General features: G+C 32.9%; 18 protein-coding genes. 9 read left to right on the forward strand and 9 right to left on the reverse strand.

All coding sequences use genetic code 11. The annotated features are described in order from the left end of the window. Positions 1-49: 49 nt before the first annotated feature. The 3 genes from Q0910_RS25915 to Q0910_RS25925 all read right to left on the reverse strand — a co-directional run bounded on the left by Q0910_RS25915 (position 50) and on the right by Q0910_RS25925 (position 5,342). Entirely contained in the window at positions 50-2,578 is a 2,529-nt protein-coding gene (locus tag Q0910_RS25915) for a glycoside hydrolase family 9 protein (RefSeq protein ID WP_299223121.1), read from the reverse strand. A gap of 495 nt (positions 2,579-3,073) precedes the next feature. Continuing rightward, entirely contained in the window at positions 3,074-4,018 is a 945-nt protein-coding gene (locus Q0910_RS25920; RefSeq protein ID WP_299223123.1) for a GYDIA family GHMP kinase, read from the reverse strand. 7 nt (positions 4,019-4,025) lie between these two features. Continuing rightward, a complete protein-coding gene (locus Q0910_RS25925) occupies positions 4,026-5,342 on the reverse strand; it encodes a hydroxymethylglutaryl-CoA reductase, degradative (protein WP_299223125.1) in 1,317 nt (438 codons plus the stop codon). A 251-nt stretch (positions 5,343-5,593) separates the two neighbouring features. Between Q0910_RS25925 and Q0910_RS25930 the strand changes: the two genes are divergently transcribed. The 6 genes from Q0910_RS25930 to Q0910_RS25955 all read left to right on the forward strand — a co-directional run bounded on the left by Q0910_RS25930 (position 5,594) and on the right by Q0910_RS25955 (position 13,864). After that, positions 5,594-7,765: a S9 family peptidase gene (locus Q0910_RS25930; RefSeq protein ID WP_299223128.1), complete on the forward strand. Its 2,172-nt coding sequence runs from the start codon at positions 5,594-5,596 to the stop codon at positions 7,763-7,765. A 33-nt stretch (positions 7,766-7,798) separates the two neighbouring features. After that, positions 7,799-9,193, forward strand: a complete 1,395-nt coding sequence (locus Q0910_RS25935; protein ID WP_299223130.1) for a peptide MFS transporter — start codon at positions 7,799-7,801, stop codon at positions 9,191-9,193. Between the two features lie 11 nt (positions 9,194-9,204). Beyond that, complete coding sequence (locus Q0910_RS25940) at positions 9,205-10,953, forward strand: peptide MFS transporter (protein WP_299223132.1); 1,749 nt, start codon at positions 9,205-9,207, stop codon at positions 10,951-10,953. 99 nt (positions 10,954-11,052) lie between these two features. Continuing rightward, positions 11,053-11,592: a thioredoxin fold domain-containing protein gene (locus Q0910_RS25945; protein WP_299223134.1), complete on the forward strand. Its 540-nt coding sequence runs from the start codon at positions 11,053-11,055 to the stop codon at positions 11,590-11,592. Positions 11,593-11,979: 387 nt separating this feature from the next. Then, complete coding sequence (locus tag Q0910_RS25950) at positions 11,980-12,318, forward strand: hypothetical protein (protein WP_299223135.1); 339 nt, start codon at positions 11,980-11,982, stop codon at positions 12,316-12,318. Between the two features lie 256 nt (positions 12,319-12,574). Further along, positions 12,575-13,864, forward strand: a complete 1,290-nt coding sequence (locus Q0910_RS25955) for a serine hydrolase domain-containing protein (protein WP_299223137.1) — start codon at positions 12,575-12,577, stop codon at positions 13,862-13,864. Between the two features lie 7 nt (positions 13,865-13,871). Here the strand turns inward: Q0910_RS25955 and Q0910_RS25960 are convergent, their stop codons facing one another. The 6 genes from Q0910_RS25960 to surE all read right to left on the reverse strand — a co-directional run bounded on the left by Q0910_RS25960 (position 13,872) and on the right by surE (position 19,911). Beyond that, positions 13,872-15,920: a ComEC/Rec2 family competence protein gene (locus tag Q0910_RS25960; RefSeq protein ID WP_299223139.1), complete on the reverse strand. Its 2,049-nt coding sequence runs from the start codon at positions 15,918-15,920 to the stop codon at positions 13,872-13,874. 635 nt (positions 15,921-16,555) lie between these two features. Further along, positions 16,556-17,107, reverse strand: a complete 552-nt coding sequence (locus Q0910_RS25965) for a hypothetical protein (protein ID WP_299223141.1) — start codon at positions 17,105-17,107, stop codon at positions 16,556-16,558. An 87-nt stretch (positions 17,108-17,194) separates the two neighbouring features. Next, the gene (locus tag Q0910_RS25970; RefSeq protein ID WP_299223143.1) at positions 17,195-17,710 is read right to left on the reverse strand and encodes a C40 family peptidase; all 516 of its coding nucleotides are present in this window, start codon (positions 17,708-17,710) and stop codon (positions 17,195-17,197) included. Between the two features lie 11 nt (positions 17,711-17,721). Next, complete coding sequence (gene lpxB, locus Q0910_RS25975) at positions 17,722-18,831, reverse strand: lipid-A-disaccharide synthase (protein WP_299223145.1); 1,110 nt, start codon at positions 18,829-18,831, stop codon at positions 17,722-17,724. A gap of 23 nt (positions 18,832-18,854) precedes the next feature. Then, the gene (locus Q0910_RS25980; RefSeq protein WP_299223147.1) at positions 18,855-19,136 is read right to left on the reverse strand and encodes a hypothetical protein; all 282 of its coding nucleotides are present in this window, start codon (positions 19,134-19,136) and stop codon (positions 18,855-18,857) included. Next, complete coding sequence (gene surE, locus Q0910_RS25985) at positions 19,129-19,911, reverse strand: 5'/3'-nucleotidase SurE (RefSeq protein WP_118459251.1); 783 nt, start codon at positions 19,909-19,911, stop codon at positions 19,129-19,131. The genes Q0910_RS25980 and surE overlap by 8 nt, the downstream gene beginning before the upstream one ends. A 171-nt stretch (positions 19,912-20,082) precedes the next feature. Between surE and Q0910_RS25990 the strand changes: the two genes are divergently transcribed. From Q0910_RS25990 to Q0910_RS26000, 3 genes are all read left to right on the forward strand, one after another. After that, positions 20,083-22,218 carry a carboxy terminal-processing peptidase gene (locus Q0910_RS25990; protein WP_299223149.1) on the forward strand — a complete coding sequence of 712 codons (2,136 nt, stop codon included), beginning with the start codon at positions 20,083-20,085 and terminating at the stop codon, positions 22,216-22,218. A 9-nt stretch (positions 22,219-22,227) separates the two neighbouring features. Continuing rightward, positions 22,228-23,343 carry an ABC transporter permease gene (locus Q0910_RS25995; RefSeq protein ID WP_299223151.1) on the forward strand — a complete coding sequence of 372 codons (1,116 nt, stop codon included), beginning with the start codon at positions 22,228-22,230 and terminating at the stop codon, positions 23,341-23,343. A 104-nt stretch (positions 23,344-23,447) separates the two neighbouring features. Beyond that, a complete protein-coding gene (locus Q0910_RS26000; protein WP_299223154.1) occupies positions 23,448-23,654 on the forward strand; it encodes a hypothetical protein in 207 nt (68 codons plus the stop codon). The last annotated feature ends 155 nt before the right edge of the window (positions 23,655-23,809 follow it).

Raw genomic sequence — 23,809 nt, forward strand, 5'->3', positions numbered from 1 at the left:
TTTAATATGGCTATTCTAATACTTTAGAGTTCCGTCGCTAACTCAGGTTTTACTGTTTTATGATTTTCGTGGTATAACTGCGACCTTCAGTAGTTATTTTTACTAAATAAAGCCCAGAAGTTAGATTGCTAATGTCTATAGTAGATTCTGTGTCTTGCAATTGTTTAGACAAGATTTTTTTGCCTTGAATCGAATATATCTTAATATTGGAAGATCCCTTAGAAATAGGAAATTTTATATTTAAAACCTGACTTGTTGGATTTGGAAAAATTTTAAATATTTCTGAAACTTCTTCAAAAGTGTCAACCGATAAAGTAACAGCTTGTTTTTGATAGAAATCTAAAGCGTGCATCACATAGACCAAAGGCGCGTTCCAGTTAATGGTAATTTCGTTTGTAGAATAAGAACACCAATGATCTACATATTTTGAAGCCGGTAGATTCGATGGAAAACTCACTCCAGAACCAGAACAATCCCCTGTGTCTGGATTGTTTTCATTTTGTGGTCCACCTACAATCATTCCAGGAATTGGCGCGGAAATACCATCCGCATCGGATATTCTATGATGAGGTTCGAATACTTGTCTGTCTCCAAACCCAGTTACATAAGAGTACCCAGTTCCATTTCTACCAAAAATATAATCCATGGATGTATAAGCAGCATTTAAATATGACTCATCCAGAGTAAGCTCATATGCTCTTATCAGTATTATCAATTGATTACCAACAGCCCCATTACTACCCCAAGCATAGTCATTAGAGCCCATAGTAATTTTCATAGGAGAAGAATTAACTCTGTCTCTTAATTGATCAGCTGTACCCAATAAGGTATTATTGGCGGCAGTAACATTAATGGAACTTCCTAAACTGGTAGTATGTTGAGCGATTGAAATTAACGCTAATGGATCACTGTATGGCCAGCTTGGAGTTCCACCTCCAATAGAATTTACATCAATATCATCTCGGTAAGTGTTTTCTCCAGTTGTAATAAATAACTCAACTGCTGCCCATTGAAATTCATCGGTTACGTTATTATCTCCATATTCTCCTGTAGAGATATCAGAAACAGGTGTTCCATTACCTTGGCTATAATAAATAGCGGGATTAGCTTTTGCCCAAGTATATGCATCTTTTGCAGCTTGTTCTAACTGTTCACTAAATCCAGGTCTCACACTTTCATAATCAGAAAATATTCTAGATGCTACTGCGGTCACTGCAGCAAAATTTAAAGCAGCAGCTGTAGATTTTTGTACAACGAATCTTTCTAAGTTGTAATCAGTAGGCATAATCCTTCCAGAGAAGTTTTTAGCAGTTAATTTATGGTATACTCCACCATCATTTGGATCTTGCATATCGAGCATCCAATCTAAGTTCCATAAAGCTTCATCTAAGATGTCAGGAAGATCTCCACCTTGTTCAGGAATGTTATATTGTAAGCTTTCCCATTCAGTTCTGTAGTGTTCAAAAGCGGCTAATAGGGTATAGGTGCTGATTCCACTATTTACAATGTATTTGTTGTAATCTCCAGCATCATACCAACCTTTTGGAGCAGAAATTACTGTTCCCTCAGGTCTTGCTGATGTAGCTGCGGACGAATGTACTCGGACAACATTATCAGGAGTTCCTTCAGCTCTTGCATATATACCTGCTTGAGCTGATTCTAGTGCGGTAGAAGAACGATTATAATAGTAATATTTAAAGGCTTCTTCTCTAAGCTCGGCATATCCATCTGTACTTACGTTAAAAGTGATTTCTTCCTGATCGATTTGAAAACGATAAGTCCCTTCTGCATCCACTTCCGATATGTCTACGTTTGCAATATGTTCTCCAGAATCATTCCATAAAGATGATGCTCCTGTGGTTCCCGATAGTATCACATTGTCAGAACTATTTAGGATAGTATATGTTTGGTTACTAAAACTACTTTGAGCTGCAATACTAATCGTTTTGTCTCTGCCTGTTAAATATGCTACCTGATTATAACGGATATCAAAAGTAGAAGGTGGTGGTAAAGCTTCTAAAGGCTCTCCGAAAGAAATCCAGTCGATTTCAATAGTTCCGGAATATCCTCCTTGGGCAGCGTTTACAAAAAATTGAACAAAAGCTATTTTAGAAGGATCTACAGGGCAAGGAGCTGTAGCTTGCGTACAATCAGAACCTCCATAACCTCCGTCTTGTAAATTGGCAGAATAATCTAGTTCGTAAATGGTAAATCCGTTGTTTATTCTAATAGATTGCGGACTTAGATTAGTGACAAAACCATCTTCATCTTGTATGTCGATTCTCAAATCGGGATTAGAAGTGCCTTTTACTTTAATAAAAAGTTTGATTTGATTTGATATATCTACAGAGGTTTCAGAACCATTATTATGCAATGTATAGGTAAAGGGGCTAAACATTCCTGCCGTGCCGTTAGCATCGATTAATAGATTGTTATTGGATAATGAAGCGGAATAAGCAGATGTTGATTCTACTGTTAGTATGGCTTCATTAAAATTATCACTGTAGATAACTTGTCCGTTAATCAACGGAACTACAAATAATAATAAGGCAGTAGTGAACAGAATTCTCTTTTTCATTGGGACATTTTTTTGAGATTTTAAGAATAACTTTTTAAGCTTTTGATTTAAAAATATTTAATACCTCATAACTGATATGTGAAATTAGACTATTATCAGGTCATTAGAAAAGTAAAATTTAAAGAATCACGAAAAATTCTATTTAATTTTAAGTAAATATTTGTTTCCAATATTTGTTTTTTCTTCCTAAAAAAAACCTGTTTAACTTTATATTTGGCACACTAATTAATAAGTATTGAGGTTAAGCTAAGAAGTAAAGTTAAAAAAGAATAACAGGATTGTATTTATATTAATATCTTAACATTTTATGTACACATAGTTTTTTTTAAAACGATGTAACAAAAATTCACCTATTAGCTAATTTCTTTGGGGTTTCTAAAAAAAAATGTTAGAGATGTGAAATGTATAAATTAAAGATATTTTATATAAAGAAAGGATGCACTTAATAATAAAAAAGCCGTAATAAGTACTCTTGTTTTACTCGAAATAAGTTGATCATAAAACCATTTCTGCATAAGCGATTATTGTATTGTACCCTTTATTTTTGAAATATTCCATGTCTGATACAGAACCTGTGGCTAAGACAAAATCACCTCCCCAGCCACCTAGGCTTTTAATGCTACCTATATAGTCTGGGAATAAGGTAGATTTTACGGTTGGTGTTTTAATGATTTTAGAAATCACTTCTTCATGCTGATCGATAAGTTCACAGAATTCTGTTAATGAAGAGCAATTTAATATAGCATTGGTTATTTTTTTTACTGTTTCTGCAGCTTTATCAAAATCTTTAAGCGGTAATGACTGATAATGTTTAATACACTGTTTACTATCCTGTTTTTGATTTAAATACACGAAAAATAGATGGTTTTTAAAAACTGGATTGAAGTTAGCTTCTTCAATCAAAGGTTTATCTTCTTTACGTGTATAGAGTATGGGAGTTTTGTACTGTGCACTCGCAATATCATAACCACTTCCTCCAAAGCTTTTCTTTAGTAATAAGAAAGCATCTACCTCTGCCCATTGAGCAATATTGTTGATAAGAGTAGAAGAGGAGCCTAATCCCCATTTACGGTTAAATTCTAATCGAGTTTCGATGGTATATCCTTTTTCGTTAGAAAGAAAATCAGGATTCAATTCTTTAGCGACTTGCAATATTTCCAGAAGTGTTTCAGAAATACCTAGCCCTTCTTCATCGGTTAGAATTGATTTTTCGGATGTGTTAGTGGCTTCAGATAGATGCAGAGGTAGCTGAATTTTAGTTTCAAACCAACAGTTACCTTTGTTATTAAGACTTTTCCAAATAATGCTTTTTGAATCATTTTCCTCAACAACTAACCATTGCCCTTTTTTTGTTGGTAATGCAAGTGCTTTGATCCCATCAAGAACAAGATATTCTGAAGTTAGAAGAAGTTTACCGTGGCTATAAAAAGATTTTTTCATCAACTTGTTAACGTCTCAGTTTTTCAATTTGTTGTACTACTTCGCTATGTGTTACGGTATTGGTCTTAAAATAGTCGACTAATTGCTCTTTTTCTTTATTGGTAGCCTGAAACTGATTTAGGATGTTCATTAGATGCATTTTCATATGTCCTTGTTGAATTCCCGTTGTAATAAGTGAGTTGATTGCGCCAAAATTCTGCGCAAGACCTGCCACCGCTGTAATCTCCATAAGTTTTTTAGCGTTCGGATTTCCAAGTAGATGTAAAGCTAATTTTACCAAAGGATGTAGTGCAGTTAGCCCGCCAACCGTACCAAGAGCCAATGGTATTTCTATTGAGAAATGAAAAACATCATTTTCAATTTTAGCATTTGTTAGACTTGTATATTGTCCATCTTTTGAAGCAAATGCATGTGCTCCAGCTTCGATAGCTCTAAAATCATTTCCAGTTGCTAACACAACTGCATCAATACCATTCATGATGCCTTTATTATGCGTTACGGCTCTATAAGGTTCTACTTTTGCAATTTGGACTGCTCTTATAAATTTCTCTGCGTATTGAAGAGAAGATAATTCTCCCACTTTAGGTAACTCACTTATAGGACAAGAAACATATGCCTTAACCAGGCATTCTGGAACATAATTAGAGAGAATGCTCATAATAATTTCTATGTTCTTTTCCGCTTCAGAAAAGTCATTATAATTAGAAGCTGCTTTGGTTAGAAAATCAGCAAATTGTTCTAAACAAGAATTGATAAAATTTGCTCCCATGGCATCAGCGGTGCCAAATGTGCAGTGCAGCTGATAGTAATTTTCAATTTCCGAAGATTTATCTCTAAGTTCTATATGGATGATACCGCCACCACGTTTCTCCATATTTTTAGTGATGTGAGAAGTAGAGGAAATAAGATGAGGTTTAGTGCTTTCGAAAAATGTTTTTAGTTTTTTATAATCTCCTGTATATGTAAAATGTACTTGCCCAACTTTTACAGTTGATAGTACTTCAGCTTTAAATCCGCCTCTATTCTGCCAGAACTTAGCTGCTTTACTTGCAGCAGCGACTACGGAACTCTCTTCTATAGCCATTGGGATCGTAAATCGCTTACCGTTAATCAAAAAATTTGGTGCTACAGAAAAAGGTAAATAATAGTTAGAAATGGTGTTTTCTGTAAATTCGTCGTGCAATTGCTGAAGCTTATTATCAGAATTCCAATACGTCTTCAGGATGTCAACCGTATTTTGATCATTGTTAAAATGATGTTCAACCAACCACTTAATTTTATCAGATTTAGAAAGCTTAGAAAAGCCAGAAACCACTGGAGTCATATTATTTTTTTACTATCAGGCTCCAAAGATACTATTCTGTTTTTTATCAAACAGTTTTACTAATTCTTAAAATGCTTTTGCTTACTTATTTTCAAATTATAGTATTTGGTAATTTATAGCGGTTTGGTTGATGATATGCTAATAAATATTCGTTTCTCGAGGAGCTTTTTATTGTATTTAACGTCAATTGTTGTATTTTTCACGGATTTTTTAGTATTCTTGGCGCTAACAATTTTTTATAAAAGTATAATATGAGAATAACCAGATTGTTTTTTGGAATTATAGTATTATTAAGCTCTGTGACAATTGCACAGGAGAAAGCTTTCACTTTAGAAGAAATATGGGGAGGAACTTTTAGAACAGAAAGGTTGCAATCTTTACATTCTATGAATAATGGTAAGGAGTATTCTGTTTTAGAAAGAGACAATACTAGTGGAGATACATCCATTGAAGTCTATGACTATGCAACTGGAGAAAAAGCAAATACATTAATAAAATCATCTAACATAGAAGACCTTAAGTATATTCAGGGATATGAATTTAGTAAAGATGAAAAAAGAGTGCTACTTGCCAGTGAATTAGAGCAAATCTATCGCCGTTCTTCACGAGGGATTTACCATATTTTTGATGTTCCTTCTAATAGTAGTTTTAAAATTAGTGATAAGAAAATACAATCTCCAGCTTTGTCTCCGGATGGAAACAAACTAGCATATGTATTTGATAATAATATTTATGTACTCAATTTTGTAAGCGGAGAGGAGATTCAGTTAACTGATGATGGTAAGAAAAATGAGATCATTAATGGTATTACGGATTGGGTTTATGAGGAAGAATTTGCTTTTGTAAGAGCATTTGATTGGAGCGCAGATAGTAATAAAGTTGCATTTATTAGATTCGACGAGAAAGATGTTCCAGAATTTTCTATGGATGTATATGGTGCTAAGCTATACCAAAAACAAGATGTGTTTAAATATCCTAAAGCCGGAGAAAAAAACGCAGAAGTCTCATTACATATAGCGGATTTAGGAAGTATGTCTTTAGATAAAATAAATCTGGGTGATTATAAAGATTTCTATATCCCTAGAATAAAATGGTCTGCTAATCCAGATATTTTGAGTGTACAAGTTTTAAATAGACACCAAAATAATCTGGATTTAATTTTTGTAGATGCTAAAACAAAAACTCCAAAGGTTGTTCTAAATGAAAAAGATGAGGCTTATATTGACATTACAGATAATCTTACGTTTTTAGAAGACAATAGCTTTATTTGGACGAGTGAAAAGGATGGATACAATCATATTTACCATTATAAAGAAACAGGAGAATTGATTAATCAGGTTACCACCGGTTCTTGGGAAGTAACGGATTACTATGGATATGATGCTAAAAATAAAACTATTCTATATCAAAGTGTTGAGAATAAAAACATCAATAGAGATATTTATTCAATTGGTTTAGATGGAAAAAACAAAAAGAGATTAAGTACTAAAGAAGGTACAAATGATGCAGATTTTAGTGCGGATTTCAGTCAATACATTAATTATTTCTCAAGTGCATCTACTCCTTTTGAGTTTACTTTAAATAATGCTGCGAATGGAGAAGTAATTCGTGAGATTAAAAACAATCAAGGGTTAAAAGACAAGCTTGCACAATATAATGTAAGACCAAAAGAATTTTCTACGATAGATATTAATGGCGAAACATTAAATATGTGGACGATCAAGCCAAAGGATTTTGATCCTTCTAAGAAGTATCCACTGTTTATGTATCAATATTCTGGACCTGGATCTCAATCTGTTAGTAATTCCTGGAACAGAAGTAACGATTATTGGTATATGATGTTAGCGCAGCAAGGATACATTGTTGTTTGTATAGATGGAAGAGGTACTGGTTTTAAGGGAGCAAAATTTAAGAAAGTTACTCAGAATGATTTAGGGAATTTAGAAGTTCAGGATCAGATCGCGGCAGCAAAACAATTAGGAGCTCTAGACTATATTGATGCGTCAAGAATTGGAATATGGGGATGGAGTTACGGAGGTTTTATGTCTAGTAACTGTTTGTTTAAGGCTCCGGATACTTTTAAAATGGCGATTGCTGTAGCTCCGGTTACCAGTTGGAGGTTTTATGATACGATCTATACGGAACGATATCTGATGACTCCACAGGAGAATGCAAAAGGATATGATGATAATTCTCCAATCAATTTTGTAGATGGGTTAAAAGGTAAATTCTTATTAGTACATGGTAGTGCAGATGATAATGTACATGTGCAAAACACCATGCGTTTGATTGAAGCATTGGTACAGAAAAACAAAGATTTTGATTGGGCAATATATCCTGATAAGAATCACGGTATTTATGGAGGTAACACCCGATTACACCTGTATAATAAGATGACTAATTTTATTAAAACGAACTTATAATAACTAAACAACTCATTTAATTAAACTAACATAATGGCAAATACAGTTAAAGCAGCTCATCAAAAAGAGCTTTTTGGACATCCGGTAGGTTTATACATATTATTTTTTACAGAAATGTGGGAACGTTTTTCGTACTATGGTATGAGGGCACTTTTTGTTTTATATCTTACGACTAAAACTGTAGATGAAAATCCAGGTTTAGGTTGGTCATCAGGAGAAGCTTTGGCGCTTTATGGTTGGTATACTATGTTGGTATATGTTGCATCTATTCCTGGTGGGTGGATAGCGGATAAATTCCTGGGGCAAAAAAAATCTGTACTTATTGGGGGATTACTGTTAGTAGCTGGTCATAGTATTTTAGCGGTTGAAGAAATGTGGGCTTGGTATTCTGGTCTAGGTTTAATTATTGCAGGTGTTGGGATGTTAAAACCAAATATTTCTACAATGGTAGGAGGATTGTACAAGCAAGGAGATATAAGAAGAGATAAAGGTTTTACGATTTTTTATATTGGAATTAACTTAGGAGCGTTTTTATCTAGTATAATAGTAGGATACGTTGGTGAAGTTCACGGATGGCATTATGGATTTGGACTTGCAGGTATTGGAATGGCTTTAGGGCTTTTGCAATATTTACTAGGTCAGAAATATCTTGAAAATGTAGGTAACTTCTTAGGAGCTTCTGAAAATATTGAGGATAAAGAAGCTATGAAAAAGCCATTAACAAAGGTTGAAAAAGATAGAATTGTAGTATTACTTATTTCTTTCTTGTTAGTTATTGTTTTCTGGGGAGCTTTCGAGCAAGCAGGTGGATTAATGAACTTGTACGCAAGTGGAAAAACGGATAGAATGTTTATGGGTTGGGAAGTTCCGGCTTCTTGGTTTCAATCCTTAAATGCAATGTTTATTATTTTCTTAGGAACTTCCGTTGCGTGGTATTGGGCTAATAGAAAATTAAAAGGAAAAGTATCGAGTTCTTTGTTTAAAATGATTTTAGGCCTTATAATAATGGGAACAGGGTTCTTTTTTATGACAGCAGCTTCTATGGAATTTGAATCAAATGGTTCTTCAGCTATGTATTGGTTGGTATTAGCATATTTATTCCATACAATTGGTGAGCTTTGTATATCTCCTGTTGCATTATCGTTTATTACCAAATTGGCTCCTGTTAAGTATGGAGCTTTAATGATGGGTGTTTATTTCGCAATGACCGGATTTGGTAACAAATTAGCAGGTTTACTAGGTGAGTCTGCTGAGAGTTTGGGAGAGTTTACCATATTTACAGGTATTGCTGTTTTCTGTGTAGTATTTGGCCTTTTGGTAATGTTATTTAGAAAGAAATTAGAAGTGTTGACACATGGAGTAGAGGATAAAGAAGGTACTATACATGAAGAAGCAGAAGGTTTTGAATTAGCAGATGCTGCTGAATAAATACAAAATCTATGAATACTGATATCGAAAACTTATTTAAGGATAAGGTTTTAGGACATCCAGCAGGTCTTTTTGTACTTTTTTTTACAGAAATGTGGGAGCGATTTTCATTCTATGGAATGAGAATTCTCTTGGTGATATTTCTAACTCAACCATTATTTGGAGAAAACCCTGGATGGGCTAATTGGCCACGAGAACATGCCTTAGCATTATTTGGTACGTATGCATCTTTATTGTATTTAACACCGATATTAGGTGGATACATTGCGGATAAGATTACTGGATATCGATGGGCAGTGACAATTGGTTGTTTGATTATGACATTAGGACATGCTTCTATGGCATTTGAAACAGAAACTACCTTATATATTGGATTAGGTTTATTAGTAATAGGAACTGGCTTATTTAAACCGAATATTACTTCTATCATCTCAGAAATGTATAAAGGTAATGATGCTAAGAAAGATGGTGCATATACCATATTTTATATGGGAGTGAATGCAGGAGCATTTTTTGGTATTATGCTTTGTGGGTATTTGGGAGAAAATTTTAGTTGGGCATTAGGCTTTGGATTAGCAGGGATTTTTATGTTTCTGGGAATGATTCAATTTTGGTTGGCAAATCCTTTATTTGGCGAAATAGGAGCGAAACCTAATAAAGAAGCAAAAACACAAGTTATTCTGGAAAAAGGAGATAAACTTAACCCATTTACCGTTATAGATAAAATTTTAATTGCGGTTAGCGCAACAATAGGATTAACTTGGTTAATCAATGACCCAATGTCTAAAATAGGGAATATCAATTTGTTTGATTTTACCTTAGGGAGTTATGAGGGTCCTACTATCGTAATTATTCTTGGGGTGTTTTTATTTTTATTTTTGATTATCTCAAGAATTGCTAGATACACCACTACCGTTAGAGATAGAATGATTGCAGTAGCTATTTTTGCATTTTTTACTGTGTTCTTTTGGGCTGCATTTGAACAAGCTGCGGGATCTTTAAATATTTTTGCTCGTGATTATACGGCAAGGGATCTATCAGGCTCTTCTGCACTAATTTTTAAAACTATAGATGCTATTCTTACGGTCGTACCTTTAGTTATTATTTCTTGGGTTCTATATTTATTATTTAAAAAAACATTTTCTAAGATTGGGGTTTCTAATGTGGTACTATCCGTATCTTTTATAATTATTTGGGGAATTGTGATCTGGAAATTGAATAATGAATTCAGTAAAGATACTACAGAAGTTGGTGCTACTTGGTTTGGAATTTTAAATTCATTCTTTATTATAGCATTAGCACCATTGTTTTCTAAATGGTGGGAAAGTAAATATAACCCTAGCGCAGCTTTTAAATATGGTTTCGGACTTGGATTACTAGGTATTGGTTTCGCATTCCTTGCCTATGGATCTTCGGGAATCCCACAGGGAGCAAAGACAGCTTCAGTGAGTATGATTTGGTTAATTTTAGCATATCTCTTGCATACTTTAGGAGAGTTATGTTTGTCTCCTGTTGGTTTATCATATTTAAGTAAATTAGTTCCGGGTAGAATGATTGCGTTTATGTTTGGTATCTGGTATTTAGCAATAGCAATAGGTCAGAAAGCCGCAGGAACACTAGGAGGAATGATTGATGAGGTTACTGCCAATTATAATTTATCAACATTTTTCCTGATATTTACAATAGTTCCTATAGCAGCTGGGGCATTAATTATAATTTTGAATCCATTGCTAAAGAGGCTAATGCACGGAATCCGTTAATACTAAAAATACTACTTTATCCGTTACCCAAAACGGGTGAAGTTTTTGATAAGGAACAGTTTTTGTTTCGACTAATATGTAAATACAAATTTTAAACACATGAAAAACCTACTTTTTCTAATTGGATTTCTCTTTGTTTTGCCTATCCAGGCACAAGAAATCAAATGGATGTCGATGAATGAAGCACTGGAAGCACAAAAGAAAACTCCTAAGAAAATTTTTATGGATGTGTATACCAATTGGTGTGGTCCTTGTAAATTATTAGACAAGAATACTTTTCATAATAAAGATGTGGTTGAATATGTGAATTCTAATTATTATGCTGTGAAGTTTAATGGCGAGGGAACTGAGGAAATTCGTTATAATGATTTTACCTATACCAATCCTAATCATAATCCAGATAGAAAAGGAAGAAATAGCCAGCACTTTTTTGCGAATGCATTAAAAATCAGCGGATATCCAAGTATAGTTTTCTTTGATGAAAAAGGTAACTTAATAGCACCTGTAGTAGGATATAAAACACCACAACAGTTAGAAATTTATCTGAAGATGATCCATACTAATGATTATAAAAAATTGACCAGTGCAGAAGCTTGGCAGCAATATGAACAATCATTTGTAAGTACATTTAGTAATTAAAAAAAATATTTTACTTGAAAAAACTTCTTTTGCCATAATTGGTGAAAGAAGTTTTTTTTTGAATTGTATTTTGTTGGTTTTGTGACTTCTAGTTCATGTTTTACTGATTGCTTAAAAAACATAGTAATATAATCTGCTTTCTTGATACTGTACTATTCCATTACTTTCCATTCTATTTCATAACTGATTATAGAAAATAAAATAGTTAAATGAAATTGGAATAATTCCTAATTTTGTATCTTTGTTTTGGAATAATTCCTAATCCTAGGGATTCGTTAAACTTCATTAAAAGAATCTTAAAAATACATTTATGGAGTGCTTGTTGCTATTATAGAGTAAAACAAAGTGTATGTATAGCACCAATACCTAATTGAAGAAATATATCATATGAGTGGTATTAAGTATGAAATACAGAACAGGAAGCTTAGATCTTATAAGCACACATTCGATTATAACTTTTGTAAGCAAAAGTATGATGAATATGCTCTTATGGATTTAAATGAGTTTAAAAAATGTTTAAAGAAGCCTGAGAAATTAGGGGAGATAGGGCATTTGTGTAGTTTTATTCTTTGGGTAAAAAATAAAGATCAGGATGAGTATCGCGATTGTTTAGGAGATTACGGGTTAATTCACTTATTGTTTCACTGTCTTGAGAGTAAACATAATGCAGATATTCATGCAGAATATATCCATACGCTTTTTAAAGAAGATATTAAATTGGCATAATGCGGTCTTTAAAGTGTAGTAACTGGTAACTAGATTAATGAAGGTTTATTCTTACAAAATAATATTAAAAACACTAATTTTTGAATTAATAAATGTTAAACTTTGTAAAAAAACGTATTTCAACGATGATATTTGCATATAATCGTTATATTTGGTCAGAATTAAAATAAATAATAAACCAAATCGTTTAATAAAAGTATTTAAAACCCTCCCTAATTTTTTAAAGTTTTAAATATTCATCTGAGCTTAACCTATTATGAAAAAACGCTTCATCATTGCCCCTTCAATGTTGTTACTAATTGCATTGCTTTTCCCCCTTATTTCTGCAAATAAGATAGAGCCTCCTAAAACGTCTAAAGAATTAAGTCAAGTTCAATCATCTACTGACTTTTTTAAGAATCCGATTTCGGATATGCAAAAAGAACTTTTGGTGGAAGCTATAGAGTCTTATTTTAGCCAAGCATTAAAACAACATAAAATTATAGGAGCAGGTGTTGGTATAGTAAAATGTGATTCGGTTATCTATTTAGGTGGTTTTGGAAAAAGAAATGCTTCCCTAAACGATACCATAAATGAAGAAACTCTTTTTAGAATTGGATCTGTTTCTAAAGGTTTTGCTGGTGTACTTTCTGGTATGTACGTAGAAGAAGGATTACTTAATTGGGAAGATAAGGTACATGATTATGTTCCATCTTTTCAGTTAGCAAGTAGAAAATGGACAGATAGTGTAACGCTTTCGCATATATTATCTCATTCATCTGGACTACCTTACCATAGCTTTACTAATCTGGTTGAAGATGGTGTAGACTTAAACACAATTGCAGGTCAGTTTAAAAGTATTCCAACAATTGATAAGCCAGGTAAAATATATAGCTATCAAAATGCTGTATTTGCGCTTAGTGGCGAGATGATAGAAAAAGCAACTGGTAAATCATATGGCGAGGCAATTGCAGAAAAGATTTTTAAGCCACTAAAAATGACCACTGCATCTACAGATTATAATTCCTTAAAAATATCTACTAATGTAGCGATGCCTCATAGAAAATATGGTAGACGTTGGAAATCCTTAAAACTAAATCAAAAATATTATAATGCTATTCCGGCCGGAGGAGTGAATGCCAGTGTAACAGATATGGCTAAGTGGATGCGATTTTTGTTAGGTCATAATCCTAATGTGATGAGTGCAGATGGTTTAAAGAATGTTTTTAATCCCGTGATTAATCTTCCTGGTAAAAGTAAATATTACCAGAGATGGGATGGACATCAAGGATCACACTATGCGCATGGATGGCGTATTCACGATTTTAAAAATAGAGAAACAGGAGAATCAAATAGAATGATTCATCACGGAGGCCATGTAAATAGTTATAGAAGTGAGATTGCTATATTTCCTCAGGAAGATCTTGGGATTACGATCCTTTTTAATAGCCCTACTAAATTAGCAAGAACAGTAATTCCTGACCTTCATAAAATTGTTAAGCAAGTTATGGAAATGCCTGAAGAACAACTATTGGCCGAGGTATCTGATCTAAAAGATATATTGTAACTTATATTTATTTAAAAATATATGCTCCCTTTTTATCAGTACGATGAAAAGGGACTTTTTTTTGTCTACAAGTTAGTTCCCATTTATCAAGATAACTTCTGTAGCTGCTTCCATCAGCAATAATCTGTTTGGGTTGTAGTGTTTCAATTACCCTGTTTAAATGAATTTTTGGAGAGTTGGTTAAAATAACAACATCAGGATGTAATTCTTTGATATTATAAATACCAATACTATCTATTATTAGTATTGTTTTCTCTTTATAACTATAAACATTGTTTAGCTTTTTATTAGCGGTAAATCGAGAATTATTTTCGATGAGATAACCATTTAATAAAAATTTTTTGGAGATTGTCGAAACAGAATCTTTACTATAAATAGTGAGACATTGGTTTTGGAGAATGCCTAGAGTTGTATTACGTTGGTTGTGAAAAATAACAAGCTCTTCCTTCTCACTATTTTGTTGTTTTTCATAAATCAAACTAAACGATAGCAGTGTTATACTTACTATAACTGTTAAGATTCTCCTTAGGTTAAACTTTTTAAACGCAAATATCAATGAGATTATAAGAATATAACCAATTATGAGCATTCTCCAGGAAAATGAAATGTGTGTTACTAAAAAATCTTCTTGTTTTGATACCCAATGAACAATATAATTCATTGCATTTATACAACCTCCAAAAGTTGATGCTATCCAATTAGGTAAAATATGGACTTCTGCTAATATGATTATTAATATTCCAAAACTAAGTATGATTCCTAATACCGGAATGATGATTAGGTTTGCTATAAAAAACAAAAGTGGAAATTGATGAAAATAAAATAATGTTAAGGGCAAGAGACCAAGTTGAGCAGCTATAGTAACGGTGAAGGTTTCCCATAATACCTTGTCAATATAAAATCTAGGTCTATACAACTTGGCAAAAGATGGTTGTATCCAGACGATTGCAAATACAGCTAAATAGCTTAACTGGAATCCAACGGAAAATAGTAACAACGGACGTATACATAATAGGATAAACATCGAGACAGTCAGGGCATTATAAATACTGGTTTTAGATCGAATATGAATTCCTATAGCGATAAAAGAAAACATAGTTACGGCTCTAAGGACTGATGGAGATAAACCGGCGATAATTGCAAAACACCAAAGTAATAAAATGACAATAATGGTTTTGATAATCTTACCATTCTTCCTGAATCGGTTTAGAGGTGTAAGGATAAGATTTAGTATTATTAGAAGTATACCGACGTGTAATCCCGAAACTGCAAGAATATGAATGGCTCCCGCATCTCTGTAATCTGCAAAAGTTTCATTGTCAATATTTTGTCTTTGTCCTAAAAGTAATGCATTGATAATTGATAACTGTTTTTGGGTAAAATGGTAATTAGCAAGTTTTTGATTAATGTCAGTTCTGATATAATCGGCTATACGATAGATAGAAAACACAGAGGCGTTCGTGTATATTAACTGGTTAAAACCTGTCGTGACTTTATGGAAAATATATTGTTGAGATAGATAATGCGCATAATTAAATTGATTGGGGTTTAAGGGTTTTGGGACGGACTGTATTTGAGAATAAGTTATATAGGACTCTCCGGTGATGAGGGCGGTCTGTAAGTCGTTTTTAGGTATTTGCAATAACAGGTTTCCAGTTACATTTTTATTTTCGATTGATTGAAGAGTAATTACATATTTTTCATAGTAGGAGGTAGGTTTTAATCTTTCCTTAATATAAAAACTGATAGTTATAGGAGTTTCTTGGTATTCCTCAGTAGATAGGTTCGTGTAATGGTTAGGACTGTTTTTAGGATTGTGAACTTGTACTAAGATGATTCCGAGAAAAATAAAAGTAATGATTACAAAAACACTAAAAATATGAGAATTACGGAATGTCTTTTTTGCATGCCACCAGGAAATTGCTAAACCTATAACAATTATTGTTTGGGATATGAGCGCTAACCTAAGGTTAATTGAAGTGTAATGACCCAAGACGATTCCAATGATTAATGAAAAAGTAAGAACCAAAAAAGGAATATTAAGTAATCTATGCACAGAGTTTAACGGATTAATTGTGGAAGGTTTTTAGTCCCTACAATTAATCGTGTTATCTAAGAGGCATATGTTACCAGTAAAATCCTTATTTTTTTACGAAAAGTTGTAAATGAAGGCTCTAGTCTATATTAATATAAAGTGAGTTCGATCTAAGGACAAGGTTTAAAAAAGCCGTCAAATTGAGTGATTTTTCATAGTGAAATGAAGAAAAATTGTATCGAAATTAGGCTTTTGATTGAAAATCTGACTGACGTAAATTTTCTTAAACTCACGTTAATGTAGATAATTATAATACGATTCCGTGTTCGATATATTGAAATATATCCAATCTAAATTCTTTATAAAGGAAAGTACTTTTTGGCCGCCTTCTTTAAGGGAAGGGAGTTAGGAATGGATGAAAGATTTGTTTATTAAAAATGGCAATGTTATTTCAAAAATACTAAGTGTTTTTAGTAAACCTATCATAATGCAATTAAATAATATAACAAAGCATTATTATCCATGGCTCTGGTCGCAATCAGGATTACAATGTAACCGACCAGATTAGAATAATAATCAGAAATATCTGAAAACTTCTATTAACTATTTATGTTTTTAGGAGATAGGATAAAATGGATAATCTGTTTGTATGATGATTATCTTCGTGCGGGTCTTAACCCTCTTCTTGTTTGTACCATTTCTCTATCCGTAATGGCAACCCTTCCGGTATCTATTTTTATGGTATAATCCGGATGTGGTCCGTGAGGATCTACGTCCAGGAGAATGTGTAGAGATGAATCAGATGTTCTACCAAAATTATAGGTTTCTTGATATCCTTCATGAGTCAATGCATCGATTCTTTTTCCATCATGACGAATGATCATTTCAAACTCACCACCAATGCCAGTTTCATTATCAGGACGTAAGAATTTTCTACTATAAGGCTGGAATCCAAGAAGACTAGCAAAATATTGAGGTTTAGGAGTATGAAACCAATTTTTAAATCTTGGAGCTTCCTCCCAAATGAAACCCCTATTGTCTCTAAATTTATTACTCATAAAATGGGTCAGTGTGGTAACCTCTTTTTTTACATTAAAATGATTTCTATTCAGATGGTAGTAAATAAATTGTTCTTCATTATATTCTTCTCCATTTACTTTGGCATCGATAATTTTTTTTACTTCTGAAGGTGCTAAAGAGTATTCCATAATAAAAATGAGTTTTATAGTACACTAATATAAAAGTATTTAGGGAAATAAAACAAAAAAGTTACTAAGAAATAGAAGTTTTGTTAATTATAGAATCCTTCTAATTCCTGCAAAACATTTATTCCAATATCTTTCTTCAAGACTTGATATGGTTACTCCTTTAGAAGTGGATGCATGTATAAATTCAATACGCTTTCCAGTAGCGACAACCAGTCCTACATGATTTATTACGTTTTTATTTTTGTTAGTTTTAAAAAATAAAAGATCGCCAATCTCCACATTTTTTAGAGAAATTTTGTTTCCTTGTGTAGCCATAGCTCTAGATGTTCTTGGAAGCACAACTTCTCCTTTCTTAAATGATGTGTACACCAATCCCGAACAATCCATTCCTTTTTTAGTGGTTCCACCGTATTTATATCGGGTTCCTTCAAAAGTTTTTGCGTAGTTTATAATACTTTTGATCTTTTTGCCTTTAGGATTTACTCGGGCTTTCTTGCTAGACGTGTTTTTAGTTCTTTGAGTAACAGAAGAGCTTTTTTTAGCGCCTCCACAAGAAGAAAGTGTTATACAGATTACAAGTAAAAAATAAAATAGCTTATTCATTTTGGGGTGCTTTATTTTGTGGTTTCTACAATTAAGTTAGCAGTTTTATCACTAGCTCCTTTTCCGCCAAGTTTCTTTTCTAAATCGTAATAATCTAAAAACATGACAGCCCTGTTATAATCATCTAATATTTTTGTAAGCTCTTCTTTTAATCTTTTTGTATTGAAATCATCTTGAATTAACTCTGTAACTACAGCTTTGTCCATTATTAAATTTACTAAAGAAATATACTCCAAATTGATAATTCTTTTGGCAATATGATATGAAATAGTATTTCCCTTGTAGCAAACCACCTGTGGAACCTTAAATAATGCAGTTTCTAGTGTTGCCGTTCCAGAAGTTACTAAAGCAACATTGCTTAAGCTTAAAACATCATAAGTACGATTCATAATTAAATGTACTCCTTCTTTTTTTATAAAAGGCTCATAAAATTTTTCCTCTTGACTAGGAGCACCAGCAATTACAAATTGATACGATGGGAAATCATCGACTATACTAAGCATAACTTCCAGCATTTTTTTTATTTCTTGCTTTCTACTTCCTGGTAATATTGCAATAATTGGTCGCTCATCTAAGTGATATTGTTTTTTAAAAACATCAGGCATTATTTGATGATGGTCAGCGATAGCATCTATAAGTGGGTGTCCAACAAAATTTACTTCATAGTTGTATTTTTTATAAAAATCTGACACAAATGGTAGTATGACATACATATGATCCACATTGGCCTTAATAGTTTTAACTCTTCCAGCTCTTGATGCCCATACTTGAGGGCTAATATAGTAATGAGTAATATAGCCTTTTGGTTTAGCCCATTCGGCAATACGAAGATTGAAACCGGAGTTGTCAATTAAAATAAGTGCCTCAGGATTATATTGTTCAATGTCTTTTTTACATTGCTTTATAAAACCTAAAATTTTAAATAGATTCAGAATAACTTCAAAGAAACCCATGAAGGCTCTTTCTTTGTAGTGCAGGACCATAGTACCACCTACTGATTGCATTAAATCTCCTCCCCAAAACCGGAATTCTGCATCAGGATCTTCTTTAAGGATAGATTTCATAAGGTTGGCACCGTGTAAATCTCCTGATGCCTCTCCTGCTATAAGATAATATTTCATCTTCAATAAACTTTCTTCATGTATTAACTAAATTTACTAATTGCTATACAAACAGCCGCAATAAGTGTAGCAAGAAGCACACCACGTGCTCTATACGGTTTGTTTTGTTTTAAAAATAAAAAGAAAATTATCAAATTAAGAATCGCTCCTAAAGCAATTAAACTTCCTAAAAAATTATTTTCTCGTGCGGCTTTTAAAGTTTCGAAGATACTTAATTCAGAAAATAATAAAATGTATAAAATGATACCAATGCTATTTGCAAATATTCCCGTAAAAAAACCAATAAGAATTTCTTTCTTAATCATGTAATGGCCAGTTGTTTAGTTCTTGTATAAAATGATGTGCGGTAAGATCAAATTGAGTAGGAACAATGGACACATATCCGTTGTGTAATGCCCATTCATCAGTGTCTTCTCCTTTATCTTCATTAATAAATTTTCCTGACAGCCAATAATAATCTCTTCCCATAGGATTGGTTCTTTTATCAAATTCTTCTACCCAATGTGCATTGGCTTGTCTACAAATTTTAATGCCTTTTATATCTTTTTCGTCTAACTTTGGGATGTTAACATTGAGGACAATACCTTTTGGTAGTCCGTTTTTAAGTACATTTTCTACGATTGCTTTTACAAACTTCTTAGAAGGTTCAAAGTTGGCATTCATACTATAATCTAATAAGGAAAAACCAATGGCAGGAATCCCTTCGATTCCAGCCTCTACAGCAGCACTCATGGTACCAGAATAAATTACATTAATAGCAGAATTAGAGCCATGATTGATTCCACTGACACATAAATCCGGTTTTCGCTTCAATATTTCTCTAGTTGCCATTTTGACACAGTCCACAGGAGTTCCGGAACAACTATATTCCTTCTGGGGAGCATTTTTGTCAATAGTGATAGGATCACAGTATAATGTGCTGTTTATTGTAATTGCATGACCCATAGCACTCTGAGGACTGTCCGGAGCCACGACAAACACATCGCCGATTTCATTCATGATGCTAATCAGAGTCCTTATTCCAGGAGCTGTAATGCCATCATCATTTGTTACTAAAATCAACGGTTTTCTTTGTGACATAGAATTGTTTTTTTCACTGGTAAAAATACATTTTTTTTATTCTAAATATATTATTCATAATCAGTAGTGTAGATTATTAGTTCTTTTAAGAAAAATTTAGTATTATTACCTGATATTGGCACGATTTTTAATGTATTTTGCCAGGAACACCCCTAAATTAAAAATGAGCGTATGAAAAAGAGTTTTTTGGTATTGATGCTTACCATAATTGTATCAGCTGCTTCCTGTAGCTTTACAACAAAAGTTGACAATGACCCTGATAAAGATCGAATACTGATTGATTTAATCAGTTATGTGTTAAGTAAAGGTCATTATGACGCAAAGGATATTAATGATGATTTCTCTAAGAATGTTTTTGTTGATTATATAGATGCATTAGACCCTTTGAAAAGATATTTTTATAAAAGCGATATAGAAGAGTTTAAGAAGTTTGAAGCTTTAATCGATGATCAAATCAGAGATAAGGAGATCGATTTCTTTAATCTTACATATGAGAGACTGCAACAAAGAATGACTCAGGCCAGATCTTTGTACAAAGAAATATTAGAACGTCCTTTTAATTTCGAAAAGCAGGAAGATATAAATACAGATTATGATAAGTTGTCATATGCTAGTAATAAAGAGGAAATGAAGAACCGCTGGAGATTGCAGCTTAAGTTCAATGCATTATCCAGCTATTATGATAAAGTTGATGAACAAGTAGATTCTATAACAAAAAACAAAGAGTTTAAAAGAAAGTCTGCTGTTGTGTTAGAAGAAGAGTCTCGTGAATTGACAAAAACTTCGTTAAAAGAATATTTTGAGTTTGCTGATGATTTAGAGAGAAAAGATTGGTTTTCTATCTATATCAATTCTATTGTAGAAGAATTTGATCCACATACCTACTACTTTGCTCCACAAGACAAAGATCGTTTTGATATTGCCATGTCTGGTAAGTTAGAAGGAATAGGAGCTAGACTACAGAAGAAAAATGATAATGTAAAAATCGTTGAGATTATTTCTGGTGGACCTGCTTGGAGAGGAAATAAAGTAGAGGTTGGAGATTTCATTATGAAGGTAAAACAAGAAGATGAAATTGAACCGGTAAGCATAGTAGGGATGAGACTTGATGACGCTGTAAGTCTTATCAAAGGTCCTAAAGGAACTAAGGTTGTCTTAACTGTTAAAAAAGTTGATGGAACAATAGAGAATGTGGAGATCGTGAGAGACGTTGTTGAGTTAGAAGAAACCTATGCCAAGTCTTCTGTGGTTAAGAAAAATGATAAGAATTTCGGGATAATCAATTTGCCAAAATTCTATTTTAATATGCAAGATTACAATCAACGTAATGCTGCGAAAGATGTGAAACAAGAAATTATTCGTCTTAAAGAACAGGATATGGAAGGTCTTGTTATAGATCTTAGAGATAATGGAGGAGGATCTTTACAGACTGTTGTAGATATTGCAGGTTTATTTATTGATAAAGGACCGATTGTTCAGGTTAGAACGAAAGGAGAATCTCCAGAGGTTTTAAGTGATAAAGATCGAAATGTTTTATGGGATGGACCATTAGTTATTTTAGTTAATGAACTTTCGGCTTCCGCTTCAGAGATTTTGGCTGCCGCAATGCAAGATTATAAAAGAGCAATTATCATTGGAAGTAAGCAAACGTATGGAAAAGGAACTGTACAGAATGTTATGGACCTTAATCGATGGATGCGTAGTAATGATTTTGGAGATTTAGGAGCGTTAAAATTAACAACTCAGAAATTCTATCGTGTAAACGGAGGTTCTACACAATTAGAAGGAGTAAAAAGTGACGTAGTAGTTCCGGATCGTTATAGTTACATTGATATTGGTGAGAAAGATCAAGAAAATCCACTTCCTTGGGATAAAATACCAGCTGCAGATTATGATTTATGGGATGGTTATATTGATTTTGATCAAACTATTAATAATAGTAAAGCTCGTATGGCAACTAATGAGCAATTAAAACTGATTGAAGAAAATGCGAAGTGGGTAAGAGAAAAGAGAGATATAAATAAATACTCGCTAAATTATAATGAATACAAAGCGAATATCGAGTTAAACGAAAAACAAGCGGAACGTTTTGAACGCTTAAATGATTACAAAACTAATCTTACTTTTGAATCATTACCATATGAAAAAGATCTTATGGAAAAAGATTCTATCCTTAAGGAAAAAAGAAACAGATGGCATCAAAGCCTAAGTAAGGATGTATATGTAGAGGAGGCATTGAGCGTACTTGAAGATATGAAAATCAACAACATACGTAAATCAAAAAATCCACTTACAATAAAGAATTAATTTGCTTTAATGCAAAAGACAAAATCAAATTCATTATCAAAGCTAGCGCTCCAAAGATTTAAGAAAAATTTTTGGGGCGTTTTGAGTTTTTGGTTTATCGTTATTTGTGCTTTATTGGCTATTATGGCATATGTATTAGCACCTGATAATTCTAAGAATGCAAATCAGATGCATTTATCTATTCATTCTAAAGAACCTGGTTTTTCGGTAACGATGTTAACCATACCTTCAGGAACTGAAAATGATCAATCTTATCTTAATAGAATATTATTTGGTACAAAAAACATGGATACCGAAATCCCTATTGAAGCGTATAGTTTCAAAGAGGCATCTATAGAAATTACCCCGTATACGGAAGGAGAGCTTACGGGAATTACTAAAAACATTGAATTCACAAGTTTTCCTACTCACTTTCAAAAAGAAGAAATAGAACAGGAATTTATTAAAAACCGAACCTTTATTTTAGGGACGGATAAATATGGAAGAGATTTATTAAGTAGAATGCTCATCGGAATTCGGATTTCTTTTTCGATTGGTTTTGTCGCTGTATTGATCTCCTTACTGTTAGGGATATCTTTAGGAGCTATAGCAGGTTATTTTGGAGGTAAGGTAGATGTTTTCATTATGTGGTTGATTAATGTAACCTGGTCTATACCTACGTTACTTTTGGTTATTGCTATTACATTAGCCTTAGGAAAAGGTTTCTGGCAGGTTTTTATTGCTGTTGGGTTAACTATGTGGGTAGAGGTAGCTAGGGTTGTTAGAGGGCAGGTTTTAAGTATAAAGCAAATGCAATATGTAACTGCGGCAAAAGCATTAGGATATGATCATTTTAGGATAATAACAAAACACGTATTGCCTAATAGTTTAGCACCGGTAATTGTAATTTCTGCGGCCAATTTTGCTGCAGCAATTCTAATAGAAAGTGGGTTGAGTTTCTTAGGTATTGGAGCCCAACCGCCAATGGCTAGTTGGGGAGCTATGATTAAAGATCATTATTCTTATATCATTCTAGGGAAAGCTTACCTGGCAATTATACCTGGTTTAGGTATTATGAGTCTTGTAATGGCATTTATGCTTATCGGTAATGCATTACGAGATGCATTGGATGTGAAGGGACAATAGGTTTTATTGTGTCTAAGCAGCTTATTTATAAATGATTAACAATTTATTAATGGGGAATTTTACGTATTTTTATTATTTTTGAGATTAACTTAAATCTTAAAACTATGTTACAAAAAATTTTAAAAATCAAGGGAATTAAAGAACTGAATTATTTAGAAAAAAAAAGTGTCCTAGGTAATGGTATAGGTCATGTTTGTGGATCTTGTCATAATTGTTCAGGTTTCTGTGAGGCAGTGTTTACTGGAGGTGCAGGATGTGGTTCTGGAGGATGTTGTCACACTTGGGTGTGTATTACCGGGTCTGACGAGTAATTATGGTTAGAATGCTTTCGGAAAAAAATAGCAATAATCGTAATTTTTCTGTAAAACATTACCAGAGAAATTAGGATTATTGTTTTAATAATTATAATATAAAGCAGGTTAAATAGATGTCATAGAAGTGATTTGTAAATATATAGAAGCTGTTT

Source organism: uncultured Aquimarina sp., assembly GCF_947495315.1.
In the GTDB taxonomy this organism is placed as follows: domain Bacteria; phylum Bacteroidota; class Bacteroidia; order Flavobacteriales; family Flavobacteriaceae; genus Aquimarina.